This window comes from Nostoc sp., from assembly GCF_036919555.1.
Lineage (GTDB): Bacteria > Cyanobacteriota > Cyanobacteriia > Cyanobacteriales > Nostocaceae > Nostoc.
In genome coordinates this window covers 181,184-205,589 of the sequence record NZ_JBALCS010000051.1, presented here as the reverse complement: position 1 = coordinate 205,589, position 24,406 = coordinate 181,184, and the positions used below count along the sequence as shown (strand labels likewise).

The window sequence follows — 24,406 nt, the reverse complement described above, 5'->3', positions numbered from 1 at the left end:
ACTATAATCTCTATCTTTATATAGATGACTTTTCTCATCTTTTATGCTTTTAGATTTAATATTATGAGTACTAATACTTAGTAATTTTATTAAATGGCTATATACTAGCTGTTTTATTGACGTATATTTGCTGGCTAGTAATTTATCATGCACGTAATTTTATTGAAATAATCATGTAAAATATATTTTTTAATTTTCTGTCATCTATCTTGGGGTATAAATCTAATCTTTATGAAGAAAAATGAGAGGAGGATAAAATTTAATGAATAATCGATGAATAGTAAGTAAATTTTACTACCATCATTGTACAGTAGGAAGTATAACAAAAGAGTAGAGAGTAATTTGCTTTCTATTCTTTGGATTGGCTGGCGCTGTTAGGCGTTAAGCCTGCCTCGCCAACACAAAGACACTCCTTGCACCTTTTTATTTACACGTCTTTGTTTTCAGCCGAACGCTCTTTGTTACCTATGCAATCTCAATCCTCCTTTTCTGAGGCATCACGGCCTTTTTTGACTTGGCAACGCATTCTTGACTGGGCTCAAGAACACTACCGCTGCCGCACCTTTAGCAAAGATGAGCGCATTCCAGCTCGACCTGGATTGCTATATTTAGTGCAAAGGGGTGCGATCCGCATGGTGGGAACCGCACAAGTTAGTGCGACTGCTAGTCAGCTAACGTCTCGACGAATCAACAGAACCCCAGAAGAAGCGTTCTTGGGTTTTGTGGGAGCGGGACAGCCATTTGAAATTGTTGCCCAATCACCATTCACACTTCAGGCTTACGCCCATGTTGACCAAACTGCGGTGCTGTGGATGTATTGGCACGACCTAGACAATTGGCCTCACTTCCGTCGTGAAGTCATGGATGCCTTTAGGTATCAGCACCAGCGTAAGCTGCTGTGGCTGAGTGCCTTGGGACAACGCCGCACAATTGACCGACTCTTAGGATTTCTGACATTGTTGATTGAGGAATATGGAGAGCCAGCAATGAGCGACACTGATCCTGATGTGATTCGCGGTTATTGTCTGCCTTTTCCCCTCACCCATGCCCAAATTGGTAGCGCGATTGGTTCCACTCGTGTCACCGTCACCCGTTTGATGGGCAAGCTGCGTCAACGTGGCTTAATCCTGACTCAAGGCGATAATCTCATTTGCTTGCCAGCAGAGTCAATTAATAGAGCTGGTTAAAGCACAGTTCAGAGCGGCGATTTCCGCCACTCTGTCTTGAGTGCGATGGGCTACGCCCCGCGGTCGGCGATCGCTCCTGTCAGCGAATTTTGACAAACCCAGCTTGGGTAATTAGTTCCTGTCCCTGTTCACTCAGCAGTAAGTTGGCGTAAGCGACACCTGCTTGCTGCTCAGTCTGACCATTTTGTTTGACCACCACAAACAGATTCCGGGTAATCGGGTATTTTCCTGATTGGAAAGCCTCAATGTTCAACTTGTTTCGTTTACCAGGACATTCCGACGGGAGGACAGAAGGTTCTTGGTAAGGAGCAATGTATGTCCCTTGCGTCCGCCCCAACGGCAAGGCTTTGATTGAGCATTGAGGAATCACCTCTGGGGCAGAAGCGTAATAGATGCTACCAGGACTACCAGCCAATTTTTGCAAAGCTTGGGTGGTTGTGGAGATAAATTCCACATTGGAGCTGAAAGCTTGACCACCCAAGATGTCTTGCACAAAAAGCTCAACCGTACCGCCATCAGCAATACGGCGGGAATAGGGCTTAATCGGAATATTGGGGCCACCCACCTGGCTCCAATTATTGATTTTGCCTGTGTAAATTGACTTTAACTGGTCTATCGTTATTCCTGGGATGTTGAGACTGGGGTTAACTGCGACTGCCAAACCATCAATTGCTACAGGAATTTGTTTCAAACTAAACCCACGCTGCTGGGCACGGCTTAATTCCTGATCTAGAACTGGACGGGAAGACTGAGCAAGAGCTAATTGACCGTCTATCAGCGACTGGATACCAGTACCAGAACCAGGAGATGCATTGCTGGGTTCTACATAACGCAGTCGAAACCCTGGTTGCGCCGCTTGAATTACTGGATCAACAACTAGTCGAATCGGTGCCCAAGATGTACTGCCTCCGTAATTGAATAATCCTGTAGGAACATCCTGTACTGAGGTGAAAGTCCTGCCACTAGGTTGTTCTGATCCAGTTTGGGGCGTTTTGGTGCTAGCAGAATTAATTGTATTTAGCTCAAGACCAGACTTTCTGCTGAACCACCAAAAACCGCCAGCTACTAGCCCGACCGTGATTAGGATGGATAAGACAAGAATAGGTATTTCGTTTTTTTGGGACATAGTAAATTACCCGTGCGTCCATTCAATACAAGTGCTTGACTTGATAGGTGCTTGCTACTTGAGATTGTATTTGGAGAACGGGTATTTTTTTAACGAATTCTGACAATCCTCACTTCTGACTACTTTATAAGCCAAGGGATAATAAATTTTCCCATCAATATCTTCGCCAAAAACTTTGTCTGACACCTTTATGCTTAGTTGAAATTACTCAAGGAACGGGCTTAGAAGAAGTCCTCCTCGGAGATGGTTCGCATTTAATCCGCGATTCAGCCGGAGTAGGGAGCCTTTCCCCAGATGGCGATCAAAGATGTCGCCATAGTTACCTACAGATGTGAGAACGCGGCGTTGCCACTCCTGATCGAGACCGAGTTCTGGTGCGGAAATCGGCATCGCCCCAGCACCGCCTGCATACCAGGGTGTTTCCGGTCTTTCTGCGTTGATTAATGTATGCACTGTCCACGCGACGATCGCCGACCACTGAGCGTCCTCGGTTCCGGTTGCAGCGATCACCGGAAAGGTCGTCAGTGGCTCCGGGAGGATGCGGCTCGATAATCGGTTCACTCCAGGGTCGAGGCGGATCTTTGCAAGGGTCGTGATTTCACCAGCGATCGCGTGGCAATTTTGCACGTTGTATGTATCGATCATTTCCCCGTCCTCAGAGAATGGCCGACGGAACCAGTTCTTGTGGAGCGCACCGAAGTAAGCTGTGAGGCTCCGCTCGACCGAACTGCCAATCATGAAGCAGATGCTTTCTTTGGCCAGGTCGCTGACGTGGTGTGCAGCCGAGGTGGACGCCACCATCACCGCATTGGATTCTACGAAGATAGTAGGGCCAGGCAGCAGTTTACCGGCCAGCTTCTGCTCGTCAATCTCCGAACCTGTGAGAAAGTATACGTCATCCTGCTGGTTACGCACAGCGTCGAAGTCCTTCGGCGTTTCGTACTGATGATATTCGATGCGGTCAGAAGATCCCAGTACGGCGGCGGCGATCGCCCGACAGACGTCAACGTTGAGACCACTCCAGCTTCCTGGCTCGGCTTCAGTTGCCAGACCTGTCCGTTCGACGCTGCCACAGCGAACCACATTGTGTTCCTTGACACGTTTGATCACCGAACTCGCCTGAGCGGTGGAAATCGAGCCGCAGACACCAAGTAGAGTCAGCAAGACTAAGACAAAGCGCATGAATTCTCCTCAGGGAATGTCGAAAAATGGGGATATTTGAAGATTACTGAGTAAAGAAGTGGGGAATCTCACTTCTTTACTCAGCACTCAACGAAGAGGCAGGGGGCAGGGGGCAGGGAGCGGAACATGGGTCTCAATCCCCCACTTTTTATAAGTGGTTCTCGTGGCTGTGGGGTCGAATCCCACTTCTGTTCTATCCCCCCTGCTCCCTGCTCCCTGCTCCCTTGCCTCTTTTTTAAGGGTTAGCCACTGGATAAGTGCTTGGTAGTGGGTTAAAGCCCTTGGGAATTTTGTTGACTATCCCCTGGCGCTTGTCCTCCGGCGTGATTCCGATCGCCCGGCAGCCTTGCCCACCGTAGTGCGGTAGTGTGTTCACAACGGTGTCTGGAATCTTCGCAAATGAGGCTGGCAGTGGCGGCGAGATGCCGAGAAGTCGTTTCGGATCGAAGCCCGACAACAGGCTATCGGTGATTGGCGAATTGATGTCCCGTGGGCCGAGGTACTTCTGCTCAAATCCTGGCGGACCGAACTTGTTGAACTCTGGGGAGTTGCCAGCAGCGAGTGCCTGTGCCTCATCAGGCAGACTGGCGAGGGCGGGCAAACCAAAGATCGTGTTGATCGTCTCGATCACCGAGTTGTGGTCGCCCTCAGCGTGGGAGACGGCGTGCGTCCGCGCGTAGGGTGAGATTAGGATCAACGGCACACGGACACCACGGGAGAGCGGCAGCCCGTCAGGCCCATAGGACAAGATCCTCGGTGGCACATGGTCGTAAAAGCCATCGGACTCGTCGTAGGTAATGATGATAGCACTCTGCTGCCAAAGCTTTGGATTTGAGGCGATTGCGTTGATCACCCTGGCCGCCATCCCCTCACTGAGCTGGCGATCGCTGTAGCCCGGATGGTCGTCATCGCCCGACTTCGCTGCATTAATCGCGGCGATCTCATCCGGCGGCGTGTTGGGGTTAGTGATCGGCGGCTTCAAGCCCTGCTGGTTCGTGTAGCCGCCACGGACGTAGAACACGCCGCCTTTGGGCAGGGTATCTTTGGCGATGTCGGTGAAGAAGTCACCAAGCCCACGGAGGTTTTTGCTCACCTCCGGCGTGTTGGCGATATAGCCGAAATACTGTGCGCCGTTGTGATGGGTGACATAGGCATTGTGGGAAGCGATGCCGTTGGTATCGGTCGGCTCAAGATTGTAGCCTTCTTGATACCAGTGCCAATTCACAGGCTCAGTTCGGAGTTTCTGGATATAGGGGATATCCTGCTGGATATCGGCTAGATCGAATGAATGATTTCTGTTGCCAGCTAAAACTGACCGAATATTGCGCCCCTGGAAGGTGAGCGGTAGACTGGCGAAGGTCAGGTTCGAGGAGATATTGCCATCGGCGTAGCTCTCTTTCGGACCAGCAGGTTGCTTGTTGTTCGTCGTTGTGTCGAACTGGGAGCCATAGAATGGCTGTGGGTCGTTGACTAGGGGTACACCCTGCGTCGTGCCAGTGTGGCTGCCCACGGTGTAAGATTTGCCGCTCGCACCGTGCTTCACCCACTGCGTTTCACCCGACTGGCCCGCGATCATCGCCACCGCATTCGGGGTTGAGGGTGTGTCTTCGGTTGCAAAGATGTTGTCGAAGACCGTGAAGCGACTAGCCCACTTCCAGAAGAACGGAATGGTGTCGCAGTCGATGTGCGACATCACAAGGTGGGCAAACTGCTTGCCCTCAGCAACGTTGGCTGCTCCACCCTTGGACGCAAAGCGTGTGTACTCGTCGTTGACGAACTGATCCATCTGTGGCTTGCCGTCCACAACATGGAGCTTGGTTGCAAGTCCGGTATGCGAGTGGTCAACACTGTCAACGGCGCTGGCGTTCTGTTCAGACCCGATCCGGAATGGCTGAACCGTGACAGTCTCGCCTTTAGCATCCGTATAGGTCTGGGTGAAGCCCGGCGTTTTCTTTGAGTCACGAGGCTTTTGTCCATCTGAGTAGAGTCCGTTAACACCGGGCAACGTGCCATACTCGTTGTCGAAGGAGTGGTTCTCGTTAAAGATTACGAAGACATACTTGATCCGCTCGTGAACTAGTTTCGCGAGCAACTTCGGCGGCAGCTGGGGTTCCTTGTGCGGATCATTTAAGTATCGCGTCACGTCTGGCGTTGCATCTGGCTGAGTTGTGACGGTTGAGTTTGCTGCCAATCCTTCGTGTGCAGAGGAATCCTCTGCGATCGCCGAGCCGAGAAACATCGACGGTAGTAGCAAGAATGTTAGAGCAAAATAGAACTTTGTAAATCGTTTCAAAGCACATCTCCTTAGTAATTTTTATGCAGGTAATATCACTATGCAAAATTCACAATTCGTAATTCATATACAGCAAGCGTTTGATTGATTTAAAATAATTATTTTGGTTACGCCGTGCTTTATTGGTTCCGAAATTGACAAAAACTTAATACCGTTGAGCAGAAGCAAAATTATGCTGCTATTTAAGCTTTTTGCTTTCTTTTCAGCCACAAACCGATAGTAGCAACAACTGCTATTCCAGCAAAAGGTTGAGGTTCAGGAACAGGCTCACTTTTAGCGAAAGTAACGGCAGTAATGCCCGAACTTTGGACACTTCCAAGGTCGCTGTTGTCCAAAAATTTTCCATCATTGGTACTACTCGTACCTGTGAAATTGCTGTCAAAATATAGTTCCAAACTCTGCAAGTTATTGTTTTGCTCTGCCAATAAGCCGCCGTCTGCAAAAGCAAGTATGTTCTCTTGAATGTAAGCTGTATTGCCAGCCAAACTGTTGGATAATGTTCGCAAAACAGTATTGTCATTAACTAAGTTGATAGTCCAACTTGTCAAATCTACAAAAGAACTAGAAGCGGGTAATTGATCCACATCCACTGTGTAAGTTCCATTAAAAGAACCTTTTGCTAAATTCACAGGTAGCCCTACTGAACCATCAAGAGCCGTAGAAGCAAAATTTCCGGAAATATTAAATGTTTTCAAATTGACAGCCTGAGCAGGATCTGTGCCAATAAGTGCAAGCATAGCGAAACCAAGGGCGGCGGTAGCAGTTACTTGCGATAACTTTCTTAAAGGTGTTGCACTCAGCATAAGTTTAATCTTAATATTTTTGTCCATAGTTTAGATAAGTGCGGTTTTTGCACACCAAGAATAATGCCAAAGTGAAGACACTGCTATGGGTAGGCTTGAAGGTATAAAGAAAAATCCAAAAGTCAAAAATGACTGCACCCATAATTTGATACAATCTCCATCGCCGCAAATTATTCTTGATTTTCCCCACAAGGGACAAAATATTAAAGCAGTTGTCCATTAGCTCTCTGGGTTCGGCAGTTACTCACTTGGGAAAACCTCAAGATTGCACTACCTCAGCAGCTGCTAAAAATCCCCACTCCTGTATTTTGTTACCTGAAAATTAATAACAAGTTAAGGAAAAGCAAAGTTTATTAAATAGTCATGGCAGTATTACTCCGATTTCTCACAAGTGAGAAAAAAGCATTCATCCAATCTGGATAGCAGATCAATACCTTCGCCAATTTTTTAGAACGCCTGCACAATGCGGGTTTCGGGATATAGGTTTAAAGCCCAATTCAAAAGCCTGAAACCATTACAATCCAAGGGATTGAGCTTTTTTGTCTCGCCCTAACCCTCTAATTTTAGCGAAGGTATTGCAGATACAGCAGTTTTCTTTTGCATGAAGGTTATCGCACTGGTTCAAAGTCATAACCAGTGCGCGAACGAGAACCAGGAACGATTTTCACAAGTTGGACTGGCGCATTGCGATCGCCTGATGCTAAAAACCGAATTGTACCAGAAGCACCAGTAGCAGAAAAGTCAGAGGAGGCTAGTGCTTGTTGAACTCCCGATCGTGTGGGATTGCGTTTTAATGCCGCAATCAGAGCGACAGTGGCATCATAGCTGAGAGCGCTTCGCCAACTCACATCACCGCCCCATAACTGCCGAGATTTTTGGGGAAAATCTGACTTAGGATTGCTATCAATATGCCAGGGAACTGCCAATACCATCCCCGTAGCTTGTTCTCTGCCAATTTCTAAAGTTTTGACGGTGTAAACATCATCTCCTCCCAGCAGAATTAACCGTTTCTGGTTAATCTGAACTACTTGCAGCGCTTTATCTAAAGTTTCAGTGTTAGCAGCTAACATCAACACTTCTGCACCTTGTTTAGTTGCTTGTTCTACACTTTTAGCCGCACTAAAATCCACCTGCGACAAATCAAATTCGCTGGATACTTGTCCACCTTCTAGGGAAACAGATGAAACAAACTCAGACTTTAAAGACTGGCTATAGTTACTCTGAGAATTAAAGAAAACTGCGGCATTTTTTTTCTGCAAGGTTTTCGCCATATAGTTGGCTAAACTTCTAGCAGCCATAAAATCACTGGGAACTGTGCGAAAAACGTAGCGGCTAAAGTTAGAAATTTTTACAGATGTGCTGGTAGGAGATATGGCTACAAGTTGTCCAGAAGTATAAATAGTACCTGCGGCTAAGGTGGAATCGCTAGTAGTGGAACCAACTACACCTAATACTTCTGAATTGCTGACTAGGCTGGAAGCGATTTGCTTGGCTATTTCTGGATTGTCGTCGTCATTAGCTATCCCTACCTTCAACGGCACTCCCTTGACTCCTCCAGAGCGATTAACTTGATTTTGGGCTTGGGCGATACCACGTAAAATTTCTAAAGAAGCATTGGGGTCAGTGCCTATTGGTACAGAAGCCACAATGGTGTAGCTTTTGGAAGACCCGATGCGGGCATTGTTAAGAAAGATCAGCGCTTCTGGATCGTTACGGTTGAGTTTTAGGGCATCTGTGAAATTAGCGATCGCCTGATCATAACTTTTAGCAGCGATCGCCTGTACTCCTTCTTTTTTTGCAGAAGAAATGTCACCTGGAGTCAAAGTTTTTTCCCCAAAACTAATCCGGCCTTGTAGGGATAGATTGCGGCCTGTTTCCTGATTTGGAATGATGGTATTACCAATTTTGACCCCAGAGCCATTAGTAAACCACCACACACCACCGCCAACTATTCCAACTGTCAGCAGCAGGGACAAGGCTAAAACTGTGGTTTCATTCTTTTGTGACATGAACAAATTTGAATAAAATAAAAATGTTTATTTTGCTAAATCTAACTATTTTGATCATTTAAGTCTGACAAATCCAGCTTTTTCGATCAGTTCTTGACCTTGAGGTGTCAGCAGCCAATTTGCATAAGCTTCGCCAGCTTGCTGATCTGTTTGACCATTTTGTTTAACGATGACAAATAAATTGCGGGTAATTGCATAGTCTCCACTACGAAATGCTTGACTATTCAACTGATTACGTTTATTGGGACATTCAGATGGAGGTATAAACGGTTCTTGGTACGGAGGCACAAATTGACTGCTTGTGCGCCCTAGTGGCAGGGACTTAATCGTACACTGCGGTACAACCTCTGGGGCAGAAGCATAGTAAATTCCGCCAGGACTCGCAGCTACTTTTCGTACCGCTTCAGTGGTTGTGCCAATATAACTAACGTTTGCACCAAAATTCTCTTTATTTAGAACATTTTCGACAAAAAACTCGGCTGTACCTCCAGCTTCTTTGCTGCGAGAGTAGACTGTAATTGGTAAATTTGGACCACCTACTTCTTGCCAGTTGGTAATCTTGCCTGTGTAGATATTTTTGAGTTGGGCGACAGTTAAACCAGGGATATTGAGACTCTGGTTAACTGCGATCGCAATACCATCAATCGCCACCGGAATTTCTTTCAAACTAAATCCTTTTTGTTTAGCTTCTGTATTTTCTTCGGCTTTAACTGAGCGAGAAGATTGAGAAAAAGCTAGTTGATTATCTATCAACATCCGAATCCCAGTTCCAGATCCTGGCTCACCTGATGGAGGTTGAGTGTAACGTAAAATAAACTGAGAGCAGAGGTTTTTCAGTACGGAGTCTGCCTCTTTACGGATGGGTGCCCAGGTTGTGCTACCACCATAGTTGAATGTCCCCTCTGGGAGGTTGGGCACGTCACATTTACTGGGCGACTGCTTTATGGAATTAGCTGTGTTGCCAGTCTCCGAAGGTTTAGTAACAGTTCCACTTAATTGCGCCCACCGTTCCATAAAAAACCATAGACCACCAAAGATTAAACCAATGGTGATGACGACGGCTAAGAAAAGGCTAAGTGTTTCGTTTTTATGAGACATAGTGGCTGTTAGCAGCAAAAGTTTTTTAAAGTAAGCGAGATAATAATTTATAGATAAGTCGAAATATGGCTGCCACTGAAATAGCTACTAAGCCTGCTGCAACTGCTAAAATAATTACTGTCTGAATGCCACGACCCCCTTGTAAAAAGGGGAGAAAAAAAATAATCGCAAAAGTAATTGTCGGAATAATTAATAAATCGAACTTTTCAATCCACCGCCTGGTTTGGACAAATATTAGTATCCCCAAAATCACAGATGCAACAATGAAAGTAGGTATTGGTGATTTTATTAGACTGAAGAGAGCGATCGCAATCAATGCACCCTCAAACCCACTAAATGCCGCCCCACCTAATAATTCCAGTGTAGAAAACGCTGGTTGAGTTGGTGGACGGCGGGGGACGACGGGACTAGAACCTTTGGGTGGTTGTGGCGGAAGTGTTACAGAAGGCGAATTGAGTTGTGTAGGGGCTTGAGCCGCCTGTGAATTAAGTGCATCTAGAACCTCCTGGGCTGACTGGAAGCGCTGATTGGGGGCAGGAAGTAGCATTTTGTCTAAAATGTCAGCAAGGCGAGGGTTAACAGTCACTTGCGTTCGCCATTTCCACTGGTTACTATAGGCATCAAATAGTTGAATTGCTTCCTGATTTGTTAACAAAGTAATAAGAGTTACAGCCAACGCGTATAAGTCTGTAGATGGGAATACTTGACCCCCAGCCATCTGTTCCGGCGGTGCAAATCCCATAGAATAAATTCCCGTGGAAGATGCCGCAGAACCAAGTGCAGCGTTTGTTACTTGCTTGACTGCGCCAAAGTCTAGTAAGAAAAGTTTACCATCACGACGACGCATGATATTAGAAGGTTTGATGTCTCTGTGGATAATGCCTCTGTGATGGACAAACTCTAGTACCTTCAGGATTTCTTGCAGCACCTGCAAAACTTGCTGTTCAGAGAATTTGCCATTTTGAACTAATTCTTCCTCTAAGTTTTGCCCATCAATGTATTCTTGTGCTAAGTAAAAAAATTGGTCTTGCTGTCCTGGTTGCAAGCTATTAACTATCACTGGAAAGAAGGCAAACAAGTCAGGAATTTGCTCGTGATCATTACCAAGTTGTGCTAAAACTTCTGCCTCTCTCTCAAACATTAACTGCGCTTGTTGCAATTGAGTTGTGCTTAAATTTCCTGCTGGTTGAAACTGCTTAACCACGCATTGACGCATTCCAGGTATTCGGCGATCGCGTGCCAAAAATGCTGCTCCAAACCCACCCCTTCCCAGCAGCTTTGTTGTCACGTATCGACCATCTAGCATCAGTGGCATACCGCAGGTAGTACAGTACTTCTGCTGCATTGTTCTCAGCGTCGTAATATCATCTAAATCGGCAAAATAGTTTTGTGGGCGTGGACAACGTGGACGAGTGCAGTAAACTTCCATTTTCGTGATTAGTCACTAGTCAAAATAATTCCTAATTGATAATGACGCTCGTTCGCCTTTGGCGTCTCCCAAGAAGAGACAATTCGCTAACGTAATTCGTAATTAGTTCAGGTTACAGACCAACTAAATTTATTCATTAAGAACAGGACAGTTTTTCTTGGTGTCAAACCCCCGGCTTGCCTACGACACCCTGCACAAACACCGATAGGTTAATAATTACGAATTACGAATTACCGAAGAAGAATAAAGGTGCCAGTCGCCAGAATTCAGAATTGAATTCTGAACGAAAAAGTGGATGAATCGTGGTAAGCGAGCAAGCGACTTCAGTCGTCCAGGAGAAGAAAAGAATTAAAGAGCTTGAAACCCCTGACTTGACTGCTGGGGTATTCTGACCGGAGAAGACAGGAAACGTCTCCGGCTTTGCTCCTGAATTCTGACTCCTTTTCATGAATTATTTGTTACCTGATTTTAGCCTTCGCTGGATGAGATGGGCGTTGCTCCATCCAAGGTAGTTACCACTATGTTTTTTTGTGCCAATATTAACACATCTTGATTCCATCCAGGGTTAGCAAACTGGGGTAAAATTTCCCGACTAAAAGCTTCTGCGGCCTTGGATCTATAACGATTAGGATTAAAAATCAGCCATAGTGTCCGTTTGACGACGACGCCTTCAATGTTGGCACAGTGGAGAACGCCCATTTGTAACTCTTTAGCGATCGCACTAGTTGAGACAAAGGCAGCCCCCAAACCAGATTGCACAGCATTTTTAATTGCTTCAATGGAATTCAATTCCATTTCAACCTTAAAACGCCTGGTATCAATCTCACAGCGTGATAGCACTTGGTCAATTACTTTGCGGATAGTCGATTGGGAATCTAGGGCAATGAATTGTAATTTATATAGGTCTTCTTTGTGGATTTTTTCAAGTTTGGCAAAGGGATGAAAGACAGGTAGAATCAGCGCTAGTTCGTCTTCAGCGTAAGGAATAACTTCTAAGGATTCTGATAGTTCACCGGGAATTTCACCACCGATAATCGCCAGATCAACTTGTCCGTTAGCGACACTCCAAGCAGTTCGCCTGGTGGAGTGGACGTGTAATTGCACTGCCACATCTGGATATTTTTGTCGGAACATCCCGATCATTCTGGGCAAAAGATAAGTGCCGGTAGTTTGAGAAGCACCGACAATCAAAGTACCGCCTTGGAGATTTTGTAAATCCTCGATCGCGCGGCAGGTTTCCTGACACAGACTGAGGATTTTTTCACCGTAGCTGAGGAGTAGATGCCCTGCTTCGGTTAATTGGGCGCGTCGTCCTCCACGGTCGAATAAGGGGACATCTAGCTGCCGTTCGAGATTTTGCACTTGCAAGCTCACGGCAGGTTGGGAGACGTAAAGACTATCAGCGGCCCGCTTGAAGCTTCCTTCTTGAGCGATCGCTTTCAAAATACGTAACTGATCTAAAGTGAAAGGAAGGTCAGACATAAGGCTCAAACCACAAATTTTAAAAGGAGCGGATGCACGCAACAAATCAGGTTTGGCAGCAATCAGCCCGTCATGATTTGTTGCATATTAAACTTGAAGGCTTGACTCGAAAAAGACATTAGCACAACATTTCGACTAAAGTCTCCTTTTGAATACTTTGTGGTATTGGTTGTACTGAGTTCCATTTTCTTTAAATTATTTCACTTGTGTATATGCTGCTGATTTCTTGGTTGACACCTAGTCATTTTGTCATACTGGGGTTACAAATAGCTTTTGCGATCGCTCACAGTGGAGGCGCTGCTTTGCGTCCTTGGGCAGAAAAATATATTGGACCAAGGCTTTATCGCATTCTCTTTGCATTAGTTAGCCTCCCGTTGGCTGTGATATTAATTATTTACTTTTTTGGGCACCGCTATGATGGTTTGCAACTTTGGCAGGTACAAGGGGTGCTAGGAGTGCGAGAATTTGTTTGGCTGCTGTCAGCGATCTCGTTTTTGTTTTTATATCCTGCTACCTTCAATCTACTAGAAATTGCTGCTATTCAAAAGCCCCAAGTTCATCTTTACGAAACAGGAATTATTCGGATTACCCGTCATCCCCAGATGGTGGGACAAATAATTTGGTGTGTTGCCCATACTCTGTGGCTGGGTACTACCTTTACACTTGTGACTTCCATTGGATTGGTGTTGCATCACTTGTTTGGGGTTTGGCACGGCGATCGCCGCCTCTTGCATCGCTATGGGGAAGCCTTTGAAATTGCCAAACAACGAACTTCAATTATTCCCTTCAAAGCAATTATCGACGGACGTCAATCTATCAAATGGCAGGAATTTCTCCGCCCTGCCTATTTGGGAGTTGCGATTTTTATCGCTTTGCTTTGGTGGTCGCACCCTCTGTTACTGGAAGCAACTAGTAGTATAGGATGGTAATTTTAGGTGATCCCTAGTGTCAGCAGAAAATCCTAAATAAATGAGAATTTCAGCTTATCAATTGCCCCCAAATCAATGTAGGATAAGTTAAAACATCTATTAGTGGAGGTCTGTTGAGTCAGCTTAAGATTTTACATTGGTAGTTGTTGGTCAGTTGCTTTTCCTTGGGAGTAAGTGGCAGATTCAGTCAAATTCCCAGCTAGAGACGGCAATCAGGAGTTTAACTTCCAAAAAAGCCACCGTGAAAGTCGCGCTGGCTTTTTTATCAGAGACACATCAACGCGCTCAATTTTTGCCTAATTAATTATTCTGTGTCCTGAGATTTGGTTCCTGAAAGCGCCCCCACTTGACTCTTAAAGAAAAAGAAACGAGTTCCTCATTCAATCCCCTAACTTTAGTTATGGATTTCTACTCAGCACGGGCTAAACCCTAGCTATCGGCTAACAGGACTCGGAACTCAGCACTACTGAATTCAGTGGCGATAGGTAATTTAATATAAAAACCTTATAATCCAAGAGGTGTCATGGTGTTGTCGGTTAGTGAACGGACATTTACTCAAGAAGTTTTAGAATCTCCTATTCCTGTTTTAGTTAACTTTGAAGCACCTTGGTGTGGCTTGTGTCGAATTATCCACCCACTGTTGTTGGAATTCCAAGCCGAATGCGGGGAGGAAATTAAATTAGTTGGGGTTAACGCCGATCAAAATTTTAAATTGTCTACTACTTATAGGCTGAAATCACTACCCACTTTACTATTGATTGAAAATGGCACTATTCGCCATCGCTTGGAAAGCTTTCGCGGCAGAGAAGATTTACGTCTAGCTTTAGAAGAGATTAAAGCCAGCTACAGCAGTTGCCCCAAAATCTACAAAAGTTCAAAAATAGTGGACTTAGAGTATCGGTCAGCCTGATGGGTATTGGCATTGGGCTTCGGATCAAGGGCAAATGACCAATGACAAATGACCAATGACAAATGACCAAATCTAAAACCATGCTTAACACCCCACCCAAAGGTCATTGGGTGGGTTATTTTATCCTAAAGGGTGTGTGTCACAATTATTAACAGTTCCGACACGCTAGTTAAGAATTCTAAAAGTAGGCGTCAGTGATGGAAGTAATCTATCAGTATGCCTGGCTGATTCCGGTATTACCTCTTTTTGGGGCAATGCTGGTCGGTCTAGGGTTAATCTCGTTGAATCAGGTGACAAACCGCCTCCGGCAGCTTAACGCTGTGGTGATTATCTCCCTAATGGGAGCAGCTATGGGGCTGTCGCTTGCCTTGCTATGGAGTCAAATTCAAGGACACGCGACTTATATCCGCACCTTGGAGTGGGCCGCAGCAGGTAATTTTCACCTGAACATGGGCTACACTATTGACCACCTGACAGCCCTAATGCTGGTGATTGTGACAACGGTCGCCTTCTTAGTCATGGTTTACACCGATGGCTACATGGCTCACGATCCCGGTTACGTACGGTTTTATGCTTATCTCAGTTTGTTTGGTTCTTCAATGTTAGGTCTGGTACTCAGCCCCAACATAGTACAGATTTATATATTCTGGGAACTGGTGGGGATGTGTTCTTACTTGCTGGTCGGCTTTTGGTACGATCGCAAGTCAGCAGCCGATGCCGCTCAAAAAGCATTTGTAACTAACCGCGTGGGTGACTTTGGTCTATTACTCGGCATTTTGGGTCTGTTCTGGGCAACAGGAAGCTTTGAATTTGATGTCATCGGCGATCGCCTGTCCCAACTAGTACAATCAGGTTCTATCAGCAATTTTCTCGCTGTCCTGTTTGCGATTTTAGTTTTCTTAGGGCCAGTTGCTAAATCAGCCCAATTCCCCCTCCATGTCTGGCTACCAGATGCAATGGAAGGCCCCACCCCAATTTCTGCCTTAATCCATGCAGCAACAATGGTGGCAGCAGGTGTTTTCCTGATTGCCCGGATGTACCCAGTATTTGAACACGTTCCAGCAGCAATGAACGTGATTGCCTTTACTGGGGCGTTTACCGCGTTTTTGGGGGCTAGCATTGCCATTACCCAAAATGATATTAAGAAGGGCTTGGCTTACTCCACCATTTCCCAACTTGGTTACATGGTGATGGCAATGGGAATCGGTGCTTACAGTGCTGGACTATTCCACCTGATGACCCACGCCTATTTTAAGGCAATGCTGTTCTTGGGTTCAGGTTCAGTAATTCACGGCATGGAAGGTGTTGTCGGTCACGACCCCGCCTTAGCACAAGATATGCGCTTGATGGGAAGTCTACGCAAGTATATGCCCGTCACAGCAACTACCTTCTTGATTGGTTGCTTGGCAATTTCTGGTATTCCGCCCTTTGCTGGCTTCTGGTCAAAAGATGAAATTCTGGGCAAGGCTTTTGAGGCTAACCCATTTCTCTGGTTGATTGGCTGGCTAACTGCTGGGATTACCGCTTTCTATATGTTTAGAATGTATTTCTCGACATTTGAAGGCGAATTCCGGGGTAATGACGAGAAAATCAAGCAAAAACTCAAGAAGGCGGCGGCGACAATCGTCCTGGAATTAGAGTCAGAAGAACCAGTCCCGAATTTTGGGCCTGGGGCAATGAAAAAAGGAGAATTGGCCGCAACTGGTGAACACCATGATTCCCATGACTCCCATGGGCATCATAGCGATTCTCCTCATGAGTCGCCGTGGACAATGACTCTGCCCTTGGCACTGTTGGCAGTGCCTTCGATTTTGATTGGTTTGCTAGGAACTCCCTACGCCAATTATTTTGAAGAGTTTATCTTTCCTCCTAGCGAAACCCTCTCCGAAGTTATAGAAAAGGCTGCCGAGTTCAATCCGACTGAATTCTACATTATGGCGGGTGCCTCAGTCGGAATTTCTTTGATTGCGATTACCTTGGCTTCGCTGATGTATTTGCGCCATAAGATTGACCCGGCTGCGATCGCTGCTAAAATCAAACCACTTTACGAGTTATCCCTCAATAAGTGGTACTTTGATGACATTTACCATCGGGTTTTTGTCCTCGGCTTGCGTCGCCTAGCTAGACAAGTTATGGAAGTTGACTTCCGCGTTGTTGATGGTGCTGTTAACCTCACAGGCTTTTTCACCCTTGTCAGCGGTGAAGGTCTGAAGTACCTAGAAAACGGTCGCGCTCAATTCTATGCCTTGATTGTGTTTGGGGCTGTATTGGGTTTAGTGATTGTCTTTGGTGTGACCTGATTTTAATTGGGGTGGACGGCTGTCCGCCCCTACATTATTTCTTTATGGTAGTTAGTTACCTTGTGACTACAAATTTAATAGATGAACTTAAAAATATAGAAATCCGACTTGAATTTTAAAAATATACTGGGACTGAAAGCCTTATCCAGTCACGCTTTTATTTTAAATTTTTTTTAATAATCAAACCGGATTCCTATAGATGCCAAAAAAACTAGATAGTTAAAAGCATACTACCAAAATCAAGGAGATTATCTGGCTAGTTTAATAGACATACTGGGCATAAATCAGGATTCAAAATGGTTTCAGATAATGAGGCAAAGCTACCAACTCAAGTAAATGCATCACCTACCAAAAACTTTTTTGTAGAGATGCTTACTCGCGATATTGATCTAGAAGATTCAATTCTTGATCTTCTAGATAATTGTGTTGATGGAATACAACGCATTATTAAAGATAGCCCAAGTTCAGATAAGCCATATCAAAATTTTTGGGCAAAAATAACATTTTCAAGTGAAGGATTTAAAATTGAGGATAACTGTGGAGGTATCCCCCCAGAAGCTCAACACTATGCTTTTAGAATGGGAAGACCGACAGATATCATCAATGGTAACACTTACACTATTGGTACTTATGGTATTGGTATGAAAAGAGCTATCTTCAAGATGGGATGCTCAAGTGAAATAATATCTAAAACCGAAAATGATTCCTTCAAAGTTACAATTAATCCCGAATGGCTAACCTCTGATAGTTGGGAATTACCTATTGAAAGAATACAATCTTCTCTATCTGAAAATGGTACAGCAATTGAAGTAACACATCTACGTGATGGAATTATCACACAATTTGCGTCGCCACAATCACCTCTCTTTAACTCCCTTGTAGGAAAAATCTCCCATCATTACAGCTATATTATTAACAAAGGATTTACTATCTATGTGAATGGAGCAAAAATCCCTCTAATATCTCTAAATCTTCTCTGGGATGGTGTTGAGAAAATAAGCAATCAAAATGCTGCCATTGCTCCATATCTTTATGAAGCTCAGAAAGATGAAGTTCAAATCAAGCTAGCCGTCGGTTTTTACAGATCAATAGCTAGCGAAGATGAAGTAAATGATGAGACAGAGGGTATCAGACGAAGTAGTGATACAGCAGGTTGGACTATTATTTGTAACGACCGCGTAGTATTATATTGTGACAAAACACGTTTAACTGGCTGGGGTGAAGCAACAGTTCCTAGTTATCACCCTCAATTTATTGCTATTTCAGGTGTCATACATTTTCGTAGCAAAGATGCAAGAAGTCTTCCTATTACAACTACAAAGAGAGGGATAGATGCATCTTCTGATATCTATTTATATGTGAAGAATTTTATGCGGGAAGGGCTGAAAATTTTTACTTCCTATACCAATAAGTGGAAGAGAAATATTCCTGAAGAAAAAGAAATAGTAAGTAAAGCTAAGATTGCCGATCCAAATGTAATATTCGAGGCAATACCTGAAGAAGTTTGGAAACCAGTAAAGAAAAGAACAAGCGATAATAGATCCTTTTCTACTGAAAGAAAGTTTACTCCTATCCTACCCGTGCCAGAGGCTCAAAATTCTGGAAATAAAAGAAATAACATAAGCTTTTCAAGACCTTCAAAAGAAATTGAGATAGTTGCTGAATATTTATTTGAAGACTTGGAGCGTGATCCCTCAGAGGTTGGTAATGAGTGCTTTGAAAGATTTTTAAAAGAAGCTAAACAATGACTGGTACATCTATTCCTTATCACCTACGACAAAATAAAGCAATTGACAGATATGCATTTATGGAACTTATCTCAAAAATTGACAAGTTCTGTGACATTTCTGAGTACAGTTATATAGGTTTTGGTGGTCATTCACTGGAAGATTTTAAGTATATCCACTCTTATTTTAGAATTTCTAAGATGATTTCAATAGAGGAGGATGAAGAGGTCTATAAGCGGCAGAAATTTAACCAGCCGCATAATTGTATTGACTGTTTTTTGAAAAATAGCAGTGATTTTATAACTAATTTTCAAAGAAATGATGGAACTATTATTTGGTTAGATTATACAAAACCCTCCGATTTAAGGAATCAAATCGAAGAATTTCAAGCTATTATTAATAAACTTCTTCCATTTGATGTTATAAAAATTACATTAAATTCTCATGCTGCCTCCTATCTACCAGCACAGCCAGGAGCTAAATCAGATGAAATACAGAAACTAAGGCTAGAAGAGTTAAGGAAAAGATTAGGAGATATTTTCCCCTCTGCTGAAGTGACTACAGATATGATGACACAAAAGAGGTTTCCAGAAGCATTATGTCTAGTTCTAAAATTTGCTGCTAATCTAGCAACCCAGGGAAGACGTGATGTTTCTTTTCAACCAATAACTTCCTTCTCATATTCTGATGGACAAGAAATGTTAACTGTTACAGGCATTATTTTAGACAAGGAACAAGAAATTAGTTTTTTTAATAAAACTAATATAAAACAATGGGAACTTAGCAACACCAATTGGAGGAAACCACAAAGGATAAATGTACCTAACCTAACGGTTAAGGAACGTTTGTACATTGACGCTCTTTTGCCTAATTCAGAAGCGGAAGTCATTCAAGAAAAATTAGGATTTTTATTTGATAAAAACGAGAAATTATCACTTGAAATGTTGAAAACATATGTTATTTTTTATCGTCAATCTCCATTCTTCTCAAGAATCCTTATTTGATAACCAATTTGCTTATTCAGTACCTGTTATGCTGAACTTTTAATTAAGCATCAAACGCTAAGAATATTTTAAGGAAGGTGCAAAACGAACTTCTGCCATAAATCTAGGCTTCAATATCGTCCCAAAGCTCTGAAACTGGAAAAGTTTGTCCTACTGCTGCTTGTCGCACGGTCTTTTGCAGATCGGCTAATATTTGTGCTTTTGGCTCTTGTTCATCAATCCAAGCTAAACCACTGACGTTATCAGAATTTATGGAACTTATAAGCTGTTGCCAAAGTTCTATAGGGACGAGTACATCTGTTGTTTCTCCATCTGCGTTGGTGACATAACGAATCTGACTTTCAATTTGTGCGATTATCATAGGGGTTATTTCTCCTGTGATGTTTTTTTTGCACAAAATCGCTTTTTTCAACAACTACCAAACAGCATTGTGTATTTTTAGCGATCCGACAGGCTACGCGATCGCACCACTAAACTATAATTTTAGCGGCTTTTTTAGGGTAAATTTTTGACTTGACCGCGAGTATCCCAACCCACATTCCGCGCCCCCAACTGTCAAAAAAGATTCCCAAGAGAAGAAATGGAAGATTGCCAATTTAATTAAATCAACCTAACGAGGAAGACGAAATCCCCAAAAAGCTGTTACTTAATAACTAGTGACTTTTTGCCAAACATGATTTTGATAGCAGACGAATTGTGATGAATACAGCTAATTTTCCGTGGCTGACGACGATTATTCTGTTTCCGATAGCGGCGTCGCTACTTCTTCCCATCATCCCGGATAAAGAAGGCAAAACAGTGCGCTGGTATTCCCTGATCGTAGGGCTGATAGATTTTGCACTAATTGTTTATGCTTTTTCTACTGGGTATGATTTCTCCAATCCAGATTTGCAGTTGGTGGAGAGTTACCCCTGGGTACCCCAACTTGATTTGAATTGGTCAGTAGGGGCAGATGGCTTATCCATGCCCCTAATTATTTTGACTGGATTCATTACTACGCTGGCGATTTTAGCAGCTTGGCCTGTTACCTTCAAGCCGAAGCTATTTTATTTCTTGATTTTGGCGATGTATGGCGGTCAGATTGCCGTGTTCGCCGTCCAGGATATGCTGTTATTTTTCCTGGTCTGGGAACTGGAACTGGTGCCGATATACTTTCTGCTGTCGATTTGGGGAGGCAAAAGGCGGCAATATGCAGCGACCAAATTTATTTTATACACTGCTGGCGGGTCGCTGTTTATTTTGCTATCTGCCCTGACAATGGGATTTTACGGCGATACGGTGACGTTCGACATGCGATCGCTCGCCCTTAAAGATTTCGCCCTCAATTTCCAACTTGCACTTTATGCTGGCTTCCTAATTGCCTACGCCGTCAAGTTGCCGATTATTCCTTTGCACACTTGGCTACCTGATGCCCACGGTGAAGCTACAGCCCCCGTGCATATGTTGCTAGCAGGGATTTTGCTGAAAATGGGCGGTTACGCCTTAATTCGGATGAATGCCCAAATGCTCCCCGATGCTCACGCTTTTTTTGCACCAGTATTAGTGGTTTTGGGGGTAGTTAATATCATCTACGCTGCCCTGACATCCTTTGCCCAGCGCAACCTGAAGCGAAAAATTGCCTACTCCTCAATTTCCCACATGGGCTTTGTGATGATTGGTATTGCCTCCTTCACCGATTTGGGATTAAGTGGGGCAGTGTTACAAATGGTTTCCCACGGGTTAATTGGAGCGAGTTTGTTCTTCCTTGTCGGCGCAACTTATGACCGGACACACACCTTAATGTTGGATGAAATGGGTGGTGTCGCTAAGAGAATGCCGAAGATTTTCGCCATGTTCACCACCTGTTCAATGGCTTCTTTGGCATTGCCAGGGATGAGCGGTTTCGTGGCAGAATTAATGGTATTTGTGGGCTTTGCTACTAGCGATGCTTATAGCTCTACCTTCAAAGTCATTGTGGTGTTCTTGATGGCAGTGGGAGTGATTTTAACTCCGATTTATCTGCTGTCGATGTTGCGGGAAATTTTCTACGGAGAAGAAAACAAGGAATTAGTTTCTCACCAAGCTTTGATAGATGCTGAACCCCGTGAAGTATTTATCATTGCCTGTTTGTTAGTGCCAATTATTGGTATTGGTTTCTATCCAAAATTGCTGACTCAGATGTATGACGCTACAACTGTACAATTGACGGCAAGATTGCGTGATTCTGTGCCGACATTAGCACAGCAAAAAGACGAAACACTAAAGGTTTCTTTGAGTGCGCCCCAAATCGCTAATTAAGTTGCGATCGCTAGTTTAGTTTAAATATTTTTTAGTTTGAGGGCGGGTTGTGTACCTGCCCTTTTTGTTACTCACTCGTAACTTTTGATTCGTTAAAGTAAAAACAACTCATCGAACTGAGTCCAAAAAATCCTGTATGTGGTAAGTGAGTAGATGTATTTTTTACAATTTTCATAAAAATATATTTTAAGCTAATTGATTTGTTTGCAACCAGTTAAGTAAATCTTCCATAGCAGTAAAATCTAACAAAGCTTCACCAAGAGTTTCTAATTGATTTAAAGAAAGAGATTGGATGTGCTCTTGCAATTGTGGTGATAATTCTCCCAATCGTTTTTGTAATAACCTTAAAATAAGCTGTTGTTCACCTTCTAGTTTACCTTCTAGTTTACCTTCTTGTTTTCCACGCTCGTAGCCGATGCGCTCACCTGTAGTTACATATCTCATAGTCCGCTCCTGCTCAAATTGTTTAAACTCTTCCCAAAACTGATTTTCTAATGCCTTTGGTAATATCATAACCCAATCGATAAATCGATACAGATTACGAATATCTTGCTCTTCTAAGCCCAAATCATATAGCCTGCGAATTAAGCTAAATTTCCATATTTTGCGTTGTTCGGGTGATGAGCGCGTCTGCTGCGTTTTCAAATGCGCCATGACGACAGTTGCAAATGGATTATTGCTATTTTCTAACTCGTGAAATCGACTTTCGTAATCCAAAAGTTTAATACTGCCAAACTCAAAATTTAAGCGAGTATTGGGATAATTGTAACTGTAATTGCTTGGTCGCCATTCGCGGTTTTGATCGCAGAGAATTGCAAGGCTCGTTGCTGGTTGATCAAAACGGTCAAATATGCGAAAATTGTACGTAAACATCCGCTTGCTAAAGTTATCTTCTTTTTGTGCCTGAATTTCAACATGGACTAATAACCAAAGTTCTTCCCCTTGGGTTTGCCAAACTTTGACTAATTGATCAGCATATCGCTTACCCTGTTCGGCTTCACGAGCTATTTGTTGAAATTCTTTATCTAGAAATTCGTAGGGACGTTCCCAATCAATTAATGCAGAAGTTTCTGGAAAAAAGAAATGCATTGCTTGGGGAAAATAAGCTTCTAGAATTTCTTTCCAAGGGCTATCAAAATCAGCGCGTAGGCGTAGCCCGTCGTAGACATCGCTAATATTGGTCATATTTATCCAAGAGGCTGATTTTCGTCAAATTGATGTGGATACTGGAATCCACAATCATTTTACCTTGGTATACCTATTTAATTATCGATACATTTCCTACAATCAAGGTACAATCATATTTGGCAAAACCGCTCATGTTAAACTACAATCCGTTGCATTGTTTGCCATCTTCCGAAGAACTACCCGACTCAGATGATACTGCTGTGGATAATGAACTACAAAATTTAATTCCCGGCTTGCTGAAAACGATACTGGCTTTGGTTTGGTGTGATCGCTGGGATTGGTTCTTTGGTGTTGACATGGGTATTTATTATCACCCAGACAAATCAGCAATTGTCCCTGATGGGTTTCTCAGCTTAGGAGTTAAACGCTTTATTGATGAGGACTTGCGCCTGAGTTATGTGCTCTGGGAAGAAAATAAACTGCCAATTTTAGCACTAGAAGTTATTTCTCAAATATATCGGGAAGAATACACCACCAAGAAAGAATTTTATGCCAAAGAATTAGGAATTTTGTACTACGTTGTATATAGTCCCCTTCGTCGTAAAAATCCACCTTTGGAGGTGTATCACCTAGTTGATGGGGAATATATTTTAATGTCAGGAAATCCCGTTTGGCTACCAGAGATTGGTTTAGGAATTGGGCGAGAACGGGGAATTTATCAAGGTATCGTGCGCGAATGGCTCTACTGGTATGACGAGGAAGGGCAAAGATTGCTGACACCAGAAGAACGCATCAGGGAAGCCGAAGAACGCACAACTTTTGAAGAACAGCGACGTGTGCAAGCAGAACAACAGGTGAAAATGTTAATTGAAAGATTGAATGCGCTAGGTGTTGAGCCAGAAACTTTGTCATAGATTCACCAACTTTTGCAATGGCAAGCGATCGCGCCTACAACTCAGTGATACAGAAATTCTGGACTTCATTGATTACCTGAAGCTACAACTAACCTAAAACTGCTCAACTTAGGTTAGGTGCTGTTATGTGAACTTGGGATAATTGCGATTACCCTTCTGCTACACTGAGATGCTAGGCTGGGATAATTGCGATCGCAGAATTAGAGTTAAATAAAAGTACCTGATATTAAAATACTTGCATGAACTCAAGGGTTGATTTGTTGACTCGCATTACTCAAACTCCTGGTCAGTGTGGTGGTCGTCCTTGTATTCGAGGTATGAGAATTCGTGTGAGTGACATTTTAGAAATGTTGGCTGAGAATGTCAGTGTTTCTGAGATTTTAGAGGATTTTCCCGATCTCGAACTCGAAGATATCCAAGCCTGTCTATTGTTTGCAGCACGGCGAACAGACTTTCCTCGATTGACAGCATGAAAATTTGGATTGATGCTCAGTTGCCTCCTAACGGAACTTAAACATTTTTGAGGGATAAACAAGCCTCAAACCCATGCTGGGTAAGGTAAATACACCAAATAGTCAAAAATGGCTGAAACTCAGATATGTCAAGAA

20 protein-coding genes are annotated in these 24,406 nt (G+C 43.7%); 9 read left to right on the top strand and 11 right to left on the bottom strand.

Annotation, left to right across the window (positions count from 1 at the left end; translation table 11 throughout):
* Nucleotides 1–467: 467 nt before the first annotated feature.
* The gene (locus tag V7K36_RS15610) at nucleotides 468–1,187 is read left to right on the top strand and encodes a Crp/Fnr family transcriptional regulator (protein WP_292795523.1); all 720 of its coding nucleotides are present in this window, start codon (nucleotides 468–470) and stop codon (nucleotides 1,185–1,187) included.
* A gap of 79 nt (nucleotides 1,188–1,266) precedes the next feature.
* Here V7K36_RS15610 and V7K36_RS15605 read toward each other — a convergent pair whose 3' ends face one another.
* The 9 genes from V7K36_RS15605 to V7K36_RS15565 all read right to left on the bottom strand — a co-directional run bounded on the left by V7K36_RS15605 (nucleotide 1,267) and on the right by V7K36_RS15565 (nucleotide 12,609).
* Entirely contained in the window at nucleotides 1,267–2,313 is a 1,047-nt protein-coding gene (locus V7K36_RS15605) for a PstS family phosphate ABC transporter substrate-binding protein (protein WP_335117149.1), read from the bottom strand.
* A 204-nt stretch (nucleotides 2,314–2,517) separates the two neighbouring features.
* Nucleotides 2,518–3,495 carry a hypothetical protein gene (locus V7K36_RS15600; RefSeq protein ID WP_335117147.1) on the bottom strand — a complete coding sequence of 326 codons (978 nt, stop codon included), beginning with the start codon at nucleotides 3,493–3,495 and terminating at the stop codon, nucleotides 2,518–2,520.
* A gap of 235 nt (nucleotides 3,496–3,730) precedes the next feature.
* Entirely contained in the window at nucleotides 3,731–5,788 is a 2,058-nt protein-coding gene (locus tag V7K36_RS15595) for a phospholipase C (protein WP_335117146.1), read from the bottom strand.
* Nucleotides 5,789–5,970: 182 nt separating this feature from the next.
* Nucleotides 5,971–6,618 (bottom strand): PEP-CTERM sorting domain-containing protein, encoded by a 648-nt coding sequence (locus V7K36_RS15590; RefSeq protein WP_335117144.1) that lies wholly within the window; start codon nucleotides 6,616–6,618, stop codon nucleotides 5,971–5,973.
* Complete coding sequence (locus V7K36_RS15585; RefSeq protein WP_335117142.1) at nucleotides 6,602–6,811, bottom strand: hypothetical protein; 210 nt, start codon at nucleotides 6,809–6,811, stop codon at nucleotides 6,602–6,604. The genes V7K36_RS15590 and V7K36_RS15585 overlap by 17 nt, the downstream gene beginning before the upstream one ends.
* A gap of 388 nt (nucleotides 6,812–7,199) precedes the next feature.
* The gene (locus V7K36_RS15580) at nucleotides 7,200–8,600 is read right to left on the bottom strand and encodes an ABC transporter substrate-binding protein (protein ID WP_335117140.1); all 1,401 of its coding nucleotides are present in this window, start codon (nucleotides 8,598–8,600) and stop codon (nucleotides 7,200–7,202) included.
* A 54-nt stretch (nucleotides 8,601–8,654) separates the two neighbouring features.
* Nucleotides 8,655–9,698, bottom strand: coding sequence for a substrate-binding domain-containing protein (locus V7K36_RS15575; protein WP_335117138.1), 1,044 nt, complete (start codon nucleotides 9,696–9,698; stop codon nucleotides 8,655–8,657).
* A gap of 25 nt (nucleotides 9,699–9,723) precedes the next feature.
* Nucleotides 9,724–11,127 carry a serine/threonine-protein kinase gene (locus tag V7K36_RS15570; RefSeq protein ID WP_335117136.1) on the bottom strand — a complete coding sequence of 468 codons (1,404 nt, stop codon included), beginning with the start codon at nucleotides 11,125–11,127 and terminating at the stop codon, nucleotides 9,724–9,726.
* 468 nt (nucleotides 11,128–11,595) lie between these two features.
* Nucleotides 11,596–12,609, bottom strand: a complete 1,014-nt coding sequence (locus V7K36_RS15565) for a LysR family transcriptional regulator (RefSeq protein ID WP_334826348.1) — start codon at nucleotides 12,607–12,609, stop codon at nucleotides 11,596–11,598.
* A 212-nt stretch (nucleotides 12,610–12,821) separates the two neighbouring features.
* On the opposite strand from V7K36_RS15565, the gene V7K36_RS15560 reads away from it, so the two are divergent.
* The 5 genes from V7K36_RS15560 (at nucleotide 12,822) to V7K36_RS15540 (ending at nucleotide 19,479) form a co-directional block, all read left to right on the top strand.
* On the top strand, nucleotides 12,822–13,538 hold the full coding sequence (locus V7K36_RS15560; RefSeq protein ID WP_335117134.1) for an NnrU family protein: 717 nt from the start codon (nucleotides 12,822–12,824) through the stop codon (nucleotides 13,536–13,538).
* A gap of 523 nt (nucleotides 13,539–14,061) precedes the next feature.
* Nucleotides 14,062–14,448 (top strand): thioredoxin family protein, encoded by a 387-nt coding sequence (locus V7K36_RS15555; protein ID WP_334826346.1) that lies wholly within the window; start codon nucleotides 14,062–14,064, stop codon nucleotides 14,446–14,448.
* Nucleotides 14,449–14,645: 197 nt separating this feature from the next.
* Entirely contained in the window at nucleotides 14,646–16,748 is a 2,103-nt protein-coding gene (locus tag V7K36_RS15550) for an NAD(P)H-quinone oxidoreductase subunit 5 (protein ID WP_335117132.1), read from the top strand.
* Nucleotides 16,749–17,044: 296 nt separating this feature from the next.
* The gene (locus V7K36_RS15545) at nucleotides 17,045–18,496 is read left to right on the top strand and encodes an ATP-binding protein (protein WP_335117130.1); all 1,452 of its coding nucleotides are present in this window, start codon (nucleotides 17,045–17,047) and stop codon (nucleotides 18,494–18,496) included.
* Nucleotides 18,493–19,479 carry an O-methyltransferase gene (locus V7K36_RS15540; protein WP_335117128.1) on the top strand — a complete coding sequence of 329 codons (987 nt, stop codon included), beginning with the start codon at nucleotides 18,493–18,495 and terminating at the stop codon, nucleotides 19,477–19,479. The genes V7K36_RS15545 and V7K36_RS15540 overlap by 4 nt, the downstream gene beginning before the upstream one ends.
* A gap of 103 nt (nucleotides 19,480–19,582) precedes the next feature.
* Here V7K36_RS15540 and V7K36_RS15535 read toward each other — a convergent pair whose 3' ends face one another.
* A complete protein-coding gene (locus tag V7K36_RS15535) occupies nucleotides 19,583–19,840 on the bottom strand; it encodes a hypothetical protein (RefSeq protein WP_335117126.1) in 258 nt (85 codons plus the stop codon).
* 338 nt (nucleotides 19,841–20,178) lie between these two features.
* Here V7K36_RS15535 and V7K36_RS15530 point away from each other — a divergent pair, with 338 nt between their 5' ends.
* A complete protein-coding gene (locus V7K36_RS15530) occupies nucleotides 20,179–21,756 on the top strand; it encodes an NAD(P)H-quinone oxidoreductase subunit 4 (protein WP_334948149.1) in 1,578 nt (525 codons plus the stop codon).
* A gap of 186 nt (nucleotides 21,757–21,942) precedes the next feature.
* Here V7K36_RS15530 and V7K36_RS15525 read toward each other — a convergent pair whose 3' ends face one another.
* Nucleotides 21,943–22,941: a DUF4351 domain-containing protein gene (locus V7K36_RS15525; protein WP_335117123.1), complete on the bottom strand. Its 999-nt coding sequence runs from the start codon at nucleotides 22,939–22,941 to the stop codon at nucleotides 21,943–21,945.
* Between the two features lie 134 nt (nucleotides 22,942–23,075).
* Here V7K36_RS15525 and V7K36_RS15520 point away from each other — a divergent pair, with 134 nt between their 5' ends.
* Both V7K36_RS15520 and V7K36_RS15515 read left to right on the top strand, forming a co-directional pair.
* Nucleotides 23,076–23,798: a Uma2 family endonuclease gene (locus V7K36_RS15520; RefSeq protein WP_335117121.1), complete on the top strand. Its 723-nt coding sequence runs from the start codon at nucleotides 23,076–23,078 to the stop codon at nucleotides 23,796–23,798.
* 239 nt (nucleotides 23,799–24,037) lie between these two features.
* Nucleotides 24,038–24,271: a DUF433 domain-containing protein gene (locus V7K36_RS15515; RefSeq protein WP_094347793.1), complete on the top strand. Its 234-nt coding sequence runs from the start codon at nucleotides 24,038–24,040 to the stop codon at nucleotides 24,269–24,271.
* Nucleotides 24,272–24,406 lie beyond the last annotated feature (135 nt).

Excerpts from the sequence above, each read along its gene's own strand:
- V7K36_RS15610 (WP_292795523.1), top strand. The coding sequence starts at position 468 with ATGCAATCTCAATCCTCCTTTTCTGAGGCATCACGGCCTTTTTTGACT.
- V7K36_RS15605 (WP_335117149.1), bottom strand. The coding sequence starts at position 2,313 with ATGTCCCAAAAAAACGAAATACCTATTCTTGTCTTATCCATCCTAATC.
- V7K36_RS15600 (WP_335117147.1), bottom strand. The coding sequence starts at position 3,495 with ATGCGCTTTGTCTTAGTCTTGCTGACTCTACTTGGTGTCTGCGGCTCG.
- V7K36_RS15590 (WP_335117144.1), bottom strand. The coding sequence starts at position 6,618 with ATGGACAAAAATATTAAGATTAAACTTATGCTGAGTGCAACACCTTTA.
- V7K36_RS15585 (WP_335117142.1), bottom strand. The coding sequence starts at position 6,811 with ATGGACAACTGCTTTAATATTTTGTCCCTTGTGGGGAAAATCAAGAAT.
- V7K36_RS15580 (WP_335117140.1), bottom strand. The coding sequence starts at position 8,600 with ATGTCACAAAAGAATGAAACCACAGTTTTAGCCTTGTCCCTGCTGCTG.
- V7K36_RS15575 (WP_335117138.1), bottom strand. The coding sequence starts at position 9,698 with ATGTCTCATAAAAACGAAACACTTAGCCTTTTCTTAGCCGTCGTCATC.
- V7K36_RS15570 (WP_335117136.1), bottom strand. The coding sequence starts at position 11,127 with ATGGAAGTTTACTGCACTCGTCCACGTTGTCCACGCCCACAAAACTAT.
- V7K36_RS15565 (WP_334826348.1), bottom strand. The coding sequence starts at position 12,609 with ATGTCTGACCTTCCTTTCACTTTAGATCAGTTACGTATTTTGAAAGCG.
- V7K36_RS15560 (WP_335117134.1), top strand. The coding sequence starts at position 12,822 with ATGCTGCTGATTTCTTGGTTGACACCTAGTCATTTTGTCATACTGGGG.
- V7K36_RS15555 (WP_334826346.1), top strand. The coding sequence starts at position 14,062 with ATGGTGTTGTCGGTTAGTGAACGGACATTTACTCAAGAAGTTTTAGAA.
- V7K36_RS15550 (WP_335117132.1), top strand. The coding sequence starts at position 14,646 with ATGGAAGTAATCTATCAGTATGCCTGGCTGATTCCGGTATTACCTCTT.
- V7K36_RS15545 (WP_335117130.1), top strand. The coding sequence starts at position 17,045 with ATGGTTTCAGATAATGAGGCAAAGCTACCAACTCAAGTAAATGCATCA.
- V7K36_RS15540 (WP_335117128.1), top strand. The coding sequence starts at position 18,493 with ATGACTGGTACATCTATTCCTTATCACCTACGACAAAATAAAGCAATT.
- V7K36_RS15535 (WP_335117126.1), bottom strand. The coding sequence starts at position 19,840 with ATGATAATCGCACAAATTGAAAGTCAGATTCGTTATGTCACCAACGCA.
- V7K36_RS15530 (WP_334948149.1), top strand. The coding sequence starts at position 20,179 with ATGAATACAGCTAATTTTCCGTGGCTGACGACGATTATTCTGTTTCCG.
- V7K36_RS15525 (WP_335117123.1), bottom strand. The coding sequence starts at position 22,941 with ATGACCAATATTAGCGATGTCTACGACGGGCTACGCCTACGCGCTGAT.
- V7K36_RS15520 (WP_335117121.1), top strand. The coding sequence starts at position 23,076 with ATGTTAAACTACAATCCGTTGCATTGTTTGCCATCTTCCGAAGAACTA.
- V7K36_RS15515 (WP_094347793.1), top strand. The coding sequence starts at position 24,038 with ATGAACTCAAGGGTTGATTTGTTGACTCGCATTACTCAAACTCCTGGT.